This window comes from Mesorhizobium sp. M1A.F.Ca.IN.020.06.1.1 (genome assembly GCF_004023265.1).
Classification (GTDB): Bacteria; Pseudomonadota; Alphaproteobacteria; order Rhizobiales; family Rhizobiaceae; genus Mesorhizobium.
Map to the genome: position 1 here is coordinate 1 of NZ_RZSR01000274.1, position 6280 is coordinate 6280.

Here is a 6280-nt window from a genome sequence, read left to right on the forward strand (position 1 = left end):
CTGCCGCGAAATGCCCGCCATAAATGGCCCAGTCCATCCCGGTCAAAGGAGCGACCAGAGCGAACGTCGCCACGAGCAGCACCGGCACGCGGTTGGCGATCGTCATCGAAAGCATGTCGGAGATCGCCGCAAACAGCATGCAGAATGGAAAGACGACGAAGATTACAGCTTCAAGCATGAGACAACACAATGCCGTGAGAAAAGTAACACGCCCAGTCTAGCCACACGCCATTAACGGTCGGTGAGTGCCGACGATCAAATTCGCGCGCAAACCAGATGCTGCAACGAACAAGGGCCGCCTCGAGGCGGCCCTTCTCGTCGAGAGCGACTTCGTCGTCCTCGGGTTGTTGTTAGTTGGAGTTTTGGACCGCGCTGGCAATTGCCTTGAACTTGGTGTTCAGGGCAGTGCCGAGCTGGCCAGCGCCGACCATGATGGCGAGCGCGATGAGGGCGGCGATCAGACCGTATTCGATGGCGGTCGCGCCGGATTCGTCCTTCACGAAACGTGCGATGAGGTTAGACATTCGAGAGCTCCTACTCCACGTGTTACAGCACTTCCGTCAACTTCTCTTGCCGGTTGATCGGATGTGCCAAATCTAGGGGGAAGCCCTTTCGATCGGCTTAATAAATACCCTTACCGATTCCTTTCCGGAGGCGATCCCGTTGCTTGGTTAACCGTGGCCTAAACCTCCAGAGGCGGAGCGGCGGGCATGAAAAGCGCGGAGATCCGGCCCATCCGCGATTTCGCTAAAACAGCGTATGCTCTCCGGCTTATGACCGCCGAGCCGGCCAATCCTTATCGCGGCCATGCGGCGCTTAACCGTCGGTTCACCAATTTCGTTCATGTTCCGTTGAACAGTCTGCCGCTCCGGAGCGCTTCAATGACCTCGTCGAGATCGCCATTTTCAGTCGTCGCGCTGCTGGCTGTCGCCGCATCCGTCATGCCGGCCAGCGCCGGCGCCGGCATCGAGGTCACCATGAATCAAGCAAAGATCGTCAAGTTGTCGCGCGCGGCCGATACGATCGTCGTCGGCAATCCGGCAATCGCCGATGCCGCCGTACAGGATGCCTCGACGGTCGTTCTCACCGGCAAGGGTTTCGGCGTGACCAATCTGGTCGTGCTCGATTCCGATGGCAGCCCGATCATAGATGAGCAGGTGACGGTCGTCCGACAAGCCGCGTCCTCGGTGCGCATCTATCGACGCGCCGAAGTCCAGACCATGTCCTGCACGCCCTATTGCGAAAGCTCGTACAAGAGCGAGGCTGAGAAAACGTCCGAAACGGAAATGAACGCAGCCCGCTGAGCTTAAGGACGCAAGCGCCCGCAGGTTAACAGCGGGTTAAGGGCAGCCCACCGAGTTTAACGCTGATCCAAACCGGACCTCAATGGGTGGCCGATAGGTTGCAGCCGACATTGCAAGGGATCGGCAGGAACGGAACATGAGCAGGGCGCCCAAGGGTGGCATGAACGGCAAGGCCGAGGCAAAGCCACGCCCCGGTTTCTTCAGCGACAGGCGCGGCAGCACGGCATTGGAATTCGCAATGCTGGCCATGCCGTTCGCCTTGCTCGTTTTCGCCATCCTGGAGAGCTGCATCTCGTTCGCCGGCCAGGAAGTGATGGCCAACGCCACCGACGATATCGCGCGCCAGCTGCGAACCGGCCAGCTCAAGAAGGCCAACGTCACCGACGCCTCGATCAAGACGCTGATCTGCGACAGGCTGGAGATCATGGTCGCCACGAACTGCCCCGGTTCCGGGTCAAATGCTTCCCTGTTGGTGGACCTGCGCGAATATCCGACCTTCGCCGACGCCGCGGCGGCGGGCTTCAAGATCCAGAACGGCGAAATCGTGCTGACAGGCACGAGCTCGACGACTTTCACGGTGTCGCCGGGGCTGGCGGAATCGAAGAACATGCTGCGGGTTTTCTACAAATGGCCGGTGATCACCGATTTCCTGGCTAAACAGATGGCCAATCTGAATGGCGGCAAGACGCTGCACTTCGCATCGGTGACCTGGCAGAACGAACCATTCGACGACTAAGGCAGGTCGCGTGAGGCGACCTGCTTTGGCTTTTTGATTTTCGGCATGTCTCCCGAAACCGGGTCCACTTCGGGAGACATGCTTCAATGTTGCGGCCGGCCGAGACTTACGGCGGTGTGGGGGTAGGATATGTACCGTGCGGGGGCACAGCGGCGAATTTCGGCTTTCGTGACGAAGGCGGCACGGTTTTGCCTCGATCGCCGCGGCGTCGCGGCAATCGAGTTCGCGTTCATCGTGCCGGTGCTGCTCATCATGTACTTCATCACGATGGAAGCCTCGCAGGCCATCGAAACCAGCAAGAAGGTCAGCCGCATCGGCAGCATGGTGGCGGATCTCGTCACGCAGCAGACCAGCGTCACGAAAGCCGATCTCGACGCGATCATGAAGATCGGCACCTCGACGCTGCAGCCCTACAACCGCTCCACGCCGACGATCATCATCACCGGGATCCAGATCTCCGACGAGGCTTCGCCCAAGGCGACGGTGGCCTGGTCGCGCAAGCTCGTGGGCACCACCTATAGCGCCGACGCGGCGAAGACCAGTCCCACCACCGTTCCGCCAACGCTGAATATCCGCAACACCTTCCTTGTCCGGGTGGAAAGCGACCTCGGCTATAAGCCGATCATCACCTGGTCAGCCGACAGTTCGTCGACGCTTGGATTGACCTCGGCCTTCAACAACATATCGATGGGCGAAACGTACTATCTGAGGCCGCGCCGCGGTCCTACGGTTCCTTGCACCGACTGCTGACGGACTAATCCCCGCGAGTTTCCCGCCGCACGATGGCCAGGGCCGTTGCGTAGTCCTTTGATACGGCCAGTTCGAAGCCGCCGGAGTGCGTCGGCTCCAGAAGATCGTAGACATCCGGGGTCAGCGACTTGAGATTGGTCAGAAACACGGCCAGCCGTCGCTTGGCTTCGGCGTCGAGATCGCTGCGCACCGCATGAGGCCCATATCGCAGCGGAGCCGAGCTCCACAGCACCCGAAGCGACGTCTTCGGGACGCCGGCGGCCGCAAGCCGCAGGATGGTGCCGCCCGTGTCGGTAGGCTGGCCGTCGGCGCCGACAGGCTCCCAGCCGAACAGGCCGTCGGCTTCGCCGTCGCCGAGCATCGCCTCGGCCGCGGTGGCCGACGGGGCGCGCGCCAGGAAAGGTGAATCCTGCGCGATCGGCACGCCTTCGCCGGCCAGTCCGGTCAGCGGCAGGAGAGAACCGGCGACATTGTCGGCGGGCGCGATGGCGATCCGATGCGAGGCGATCGCTGTGAGGCCCGGCACTTTGCCGTCGCGCGTCACCAGCACGGAACGGACGCCGGCGGCTCCATCGGCATCGACCGGCGCCACCAGCGGCTCGACACAGCCGCAGCGCTCCGAAGCCGTAGCATAGGCGAGCGCCGAATAGACCGCGTACTGTATGCGGCCGCTCGCCTGAGCCTCGATCAACGCCGCATAGTCGCGAGCAACGACGAACTCGACCTTCATGCCGAGAGCGTTCGTATAGGCATCCGTCAAGCGGGCCAGACCAGGTACCGTGTTGCCTCCTCCGGGCTCGGCGACGATTCCTATGCGAAACGTGCCGATGTCGGCGCGCCAGTCGGCATGCGCCGGCGGGGCAGCGAAGAGCACCGCGAGAGCCGCCGCGCAGGTCCTCAATGCCTGGCTTGCCGCCGATCTTGCGCCCATGCCCATCCTTGCCGCATTCCCTCGATCCGCACCACTTTGCACCAAGCCGTTGCGGTCTGGTATCCGATTTGCCAACGCCGCTGCGGAACTCTATGTCTGGCTGGTTAGACTGGCACGATGGCACCCCTATGGCGCGGGCTTTCCTATTCGTTCTCGATTCTTTCGGCATCGGCGGAGCGGCCGATGCCGAACGCTACGGCGATGCCGGCGCCGACACATTCGGACACATCGCACAAGCTTGCGCCGAGGGCCGCGCGGATCGTGAAGGCCTGCGCAGCGGACCGCTCGCCGTCCCCAACATGATCTCGCTCGGGCTTGCCCGCGCGGCCAAGACGGCAACCGGGCTGACGGTCGACCTCGACGCGCCGCTGCTTGCCGCGTCGTTCCATGGCGCTGCCCAGGAGGTCTCGAGCGGCAAGGACACGCCGTCGGGCCATTGGGAGATTGCCGGCCTGCCCGTGCGTTTCGACTGGGGTTATTTTCCCGACACCGTGCCCGCCTTCCCGGCCGAGCTGACCGGCGCGATCATCCGCGAAGGCAAGGTGCCGGGCATCCTCGGCGATTGCCATGCGCCAGGAACCGAGATCATCGAGCGCTTCGGCGAGGAACACATCCGGACCGGCAAGCCCATCTGTTACACATCGGTCGACTCCGTATTGCAAATCGCCGCGCACGAGACGCATTTCGGCCTGGAGCGGCTCTACGAGCTTTGCCTGACGGTGCGCCGGCTGGTCGATCTGCTCAACATCGGGCGGGTGATCGCGCGGCCCTTCGTCGGCGAGACAAGCGCCACCTTCCAGCGCACCCACAACCGCCGCGACTATGCCGTGCCGCCGCCGGAGCCGACCTTGCTCGACCGGCTGACCGAGCGCGGCAGCAAGGTCATCGCCGTCGGCAAGATCGGCGACATCTTCGCCCATCGCGGCATCGCGGAGGTGCGCAAGGCGGGCGGCAACATGGCGATGTTCGACAAGGCGCTCTCCGCCATGGACGATGCCGGCGAAGGCGATCTGGTCTTTGCCAATTTCGTCGATTTCGATACCGAGTTCGGCCATCGGCGCGATGTCGCCGGCTATGCCGGAGCGCTCGAGGCCTTCGATCGCCGGCTGCCGGAAGCGCTGTCGCGCATCAAGTCGGGCGACCTTCTCATCCTCACCGCCGACCACGGCAACGATCCGACCTGGCGCGGCACCGATCATACCCGCGAACGCGTTCCGGTGATCGGGATAGGGCCGGGACTGAAGGGCGGCGACATCGGGCTCAGGCCGACCTTCGCCGATATCGGCGAAACCATCGCGGATCATCTCGGGCTTGCGCCTGGCCGCCACGGCACCTCTTTCCTCGCGACGATAGGCGGCCATGCCGGAACTGCCTGAAGTCGAAACGGTGCGGCGGGGGCTGCAGCCGATCCTGGAAGGGGCGCGGCTCGTCAATGTCGAGGCGCGACGGCCAGACCTTCGCTTTCCCTTTCCCGAACGGTTCTCGGAGCGGCTTGCCGGCAAGACCGTGACGGCGCTTGGCAGGCGCGCCAAATATCTGACGATGCACATCGAAAACGGTCCGGTGCTGATCTGCCATCTCGGCATGTCGGGATCGTTCCGCGTCGAAACCGATGGGAACGGACAAATTCCTGGCAGCTTCCATCACGAGCGCTCGAAGAGCGCGGCGCATGACCACGTCGTATTCGATGTCGACTCCCCGAAGGGCGAGCGGTCCCGCGTCATCTTCAACGACCCGCGCCGTTTCGGCTTCATGCTGTTTGCCGAAGGCGCGCCGGACACGCATCCAATGCTGGCGGGGCTGGGCATCGAGCCGACCGGCAATGCGCTCGACGGTCCCCTGCTCGCCTCGCTGCTCGAAGGCCGCAGATCGCCGCTCAAGGCCGCGTTGCTCGACCAGCGGCTGATCGCCGGGCTCGGCAACATATATGTGTCGGAAGCGCTGTGGCGCGCCGGCCTGTCGCCGCTGCGCGAAGCCGGCACCATAGCCGGCTCCGGCAAGAGAGCGAAAGAGCAATGCGAACGCCTGGCCGCCGCCATCCGCTCGGTCATCGCCGACGCGATCGCCGCCGGCGGTTCCTCGCTGCGCGACTATGTCCAGGCAGACGGGTCGCTTGGCTATTTCCAGCATTCCTTCGCGGTCTATGACCGCGAAGACGAGCCATGTCCGAAACCGGGCTGCAGCGGCCATATCGAGCGCATCGTGCAGAGCGGCCGATCCACCTTCTATTGCCGGACCTGTCAGCGGTGAGCTAGACCGGTCTCCTCAATCGAAGCGAGGAGACGATGCCATGGCCTATGAAACCATTCTCGTGGAGACACGCGGCAAGGTCGGGCTGATCACGCTGAACCGGCCGAAGGCGCTCAATGCCCTGAATTCGCAGGTGCTGGCCGAGATCGTGGCGGCGGTGAACACGTTCGGCGCCGATGCCGGCATCGGCGCGATGGTGCTCACAGGTTCGGAAAAAGCCTTCGCGGCCGGCGCCGACATCAAGGAAATGCAGGCGATCTCCTTTGTCGACGCCTATACTGGAGACTTCTTTGTCGGGTGGGAGGAGCT

8 protein-coding genes and 1 pseudogene are annotated in these 6280 nt (G+C 63.4%); 6 read left to right on the top strand and 3 right to left on the bottom strand.

The window, feature by feature from the left end; genetic code table 11:
- Nucleotides 1-178: pseudogene (locus tag EOA60_RS38990) on the bottom strand (peptidase); the annotation flags it as partial.
- 172 nt (nt 179-350) lie between these two features.
- Nucleotides 351-524: a Flp family type IVb pilin gene (locus EOA60_RS14335; protein ID WP_067324571.1), complete on the bottom strand. Its 174-nt coding sequence runs from the start codon at nt 522-524 to the stop codon at nt 351-353.
- A 357-nt stretch (nt 525-881) separates the two neighbouring features.
- Between EOA60_RS14335 and EOA60_RS14340 the strand changes: the two genes are divergently transcribed.
- From EOA60_RS14340 to EOA60_RS14350, 3 genes are all read left to right on the top strand, one after another.
- Nucleotides 882-1304: a pilus assembly protein N-terminal domain-containing protein gene (locus tag EOA60_RS14340; RefSeq protein WP_066996418.1), complete on the top strand. Its 423-nt coding sequence runs from the start codon at nt 882-884 to the stop codon at nt 1302-1304.
- 136 nt (nt 1305-1440) lie between these two features.
- Entirely contained in the window at nt 1441-2040 is a 600-nt protein-coding gene (locus EOA60_RS14345) for a TadE/TadG family type IV pilus assembly protein (protein ID WP_067324568.1), read from the top strand.
- A gap of 129 nt (nt 2041-2169) precedes the next feature.
- The gene (locus tag EOA60_RS14350; protein ID WP_095799340.1) at nt 2170-2790 is read left to right on the top strand and encodes a TadE/TadG family type IV pilus assembly protein; all 621 of its coding nucleotides are present in this window, start codon (nt 2170-2172) and stop codon (nt 2788-2790) included.
- Nucleotides 2791-2794: 4 nt separating this feature from the next.
- Here EOA60_RS14350 and EOA60_RS14355 read toward each other — a convergent pair whose 3' ends face one another.
- Nucleotides 2795-3721, bottom strand: coding sequence for a PhnD/SsuA/transferrin family substrate-binding protein (locus EOA60_RS14355; protein WP_095824399.1), 927 nt, complete (start codon nt 3719-3721; stop codon nt 2795-2797).
- A gap of 128 nt (nt 3722-3849) precedes the next feature.
- On the opposite strand from EOA60_RS14355, the gene EOA60_RS14360 reads away from it, so the two are divergent.
- From EOA60_RS14360 to EOA60_RS14370, 3 genes are all read left to right on the top strand, one after another.
- Complete coding sequence (locus EOA60_RS14360; protein ID WP_095824214.1) at nt 3850-5097, top strand: phosphopentomutase; 1248 nt, start codon at nt 3850-3852, stop codon at nt 5095-5097.
- Nucleotides 5081-5971, top strand: a complete 891-nt coding sequence (gene mutM, locus EOA60_RS14365) for a bifunctional DNA-formamidopyrimidine glycosylase/DNA-(apurinic or apyrimidinic site) lyase (protein WP_066996407.1) — start codon at nt 5081-5083, stop codon at nt 5969-5971. The genes EOA60_RS14360 and mutM overlap by 17 nt, the downstream gene beginning before the upstream one ends.
- Nucleotides 5972-6011: 40 nt before the next feature.
- A partial coding sequence (locus EOA60_RS14370; RefSeq protein WP_206628135.1) for an enoyl-CoA hydratase-related protein occupies nt 6012-6280 on the top strand: 269 nt, incomplete at its 3' end.

Excerpts from the sequence above, each read along its gene's own strand:
- EOA60_RS14355 (WP_095824399.1), bottom strand. The coding sequence starts at position 3,721 with ATGGGCGCAAGATCGGCGGCAAGCCAGGCATTGAGGACCTGCGCGGCG.
- EOA60_RS14345 (WP_067324568.1), top strand. The coding sequence starts at position 1,441 with ATGAGCAGGGCGCCCAAGGGTGGCATGAACGGCAAGGCCGAGGCAAAG.
- EOA60_RS14335 (WP_067324571.1), bottom strand. The coding sequence starts at position 524 with ATGTCTAACCTCATCGCACGTTTCGTGAAGGACGAATCCGGCGCGACC.
- EOA60_RS14360 (WP_095824214.1), top strand. The coding sequence starts at position 3,850 with ATGGCGCGGGCTTTCCTATTCGTTCTCGATTCTTTCGGCATCGGCGGA.
- EOA60_RS14340 (WP_066996418.1), top strand. The coding sequence starts at position 882 with ATGACCTCGTCGAGATCGCCATTTTCAGTCGTCGCGCTGCTGGCTGTC.
- EOA60_RS14350 (WP_095799340.1), top strand. The coding sequence starts at position 2,170 with ATGTACCGTGCGGGGGCACAGCGGCGAATTTCGGCTTTCGTGACGAAG.
- mutM (WP_066996407.1), top strand. The coding sequence starts at position 5,081 with ATGCCGGAACTGCCTGAAGTCGAAACGGTGCGGCGGGGGCTGCAGCCG.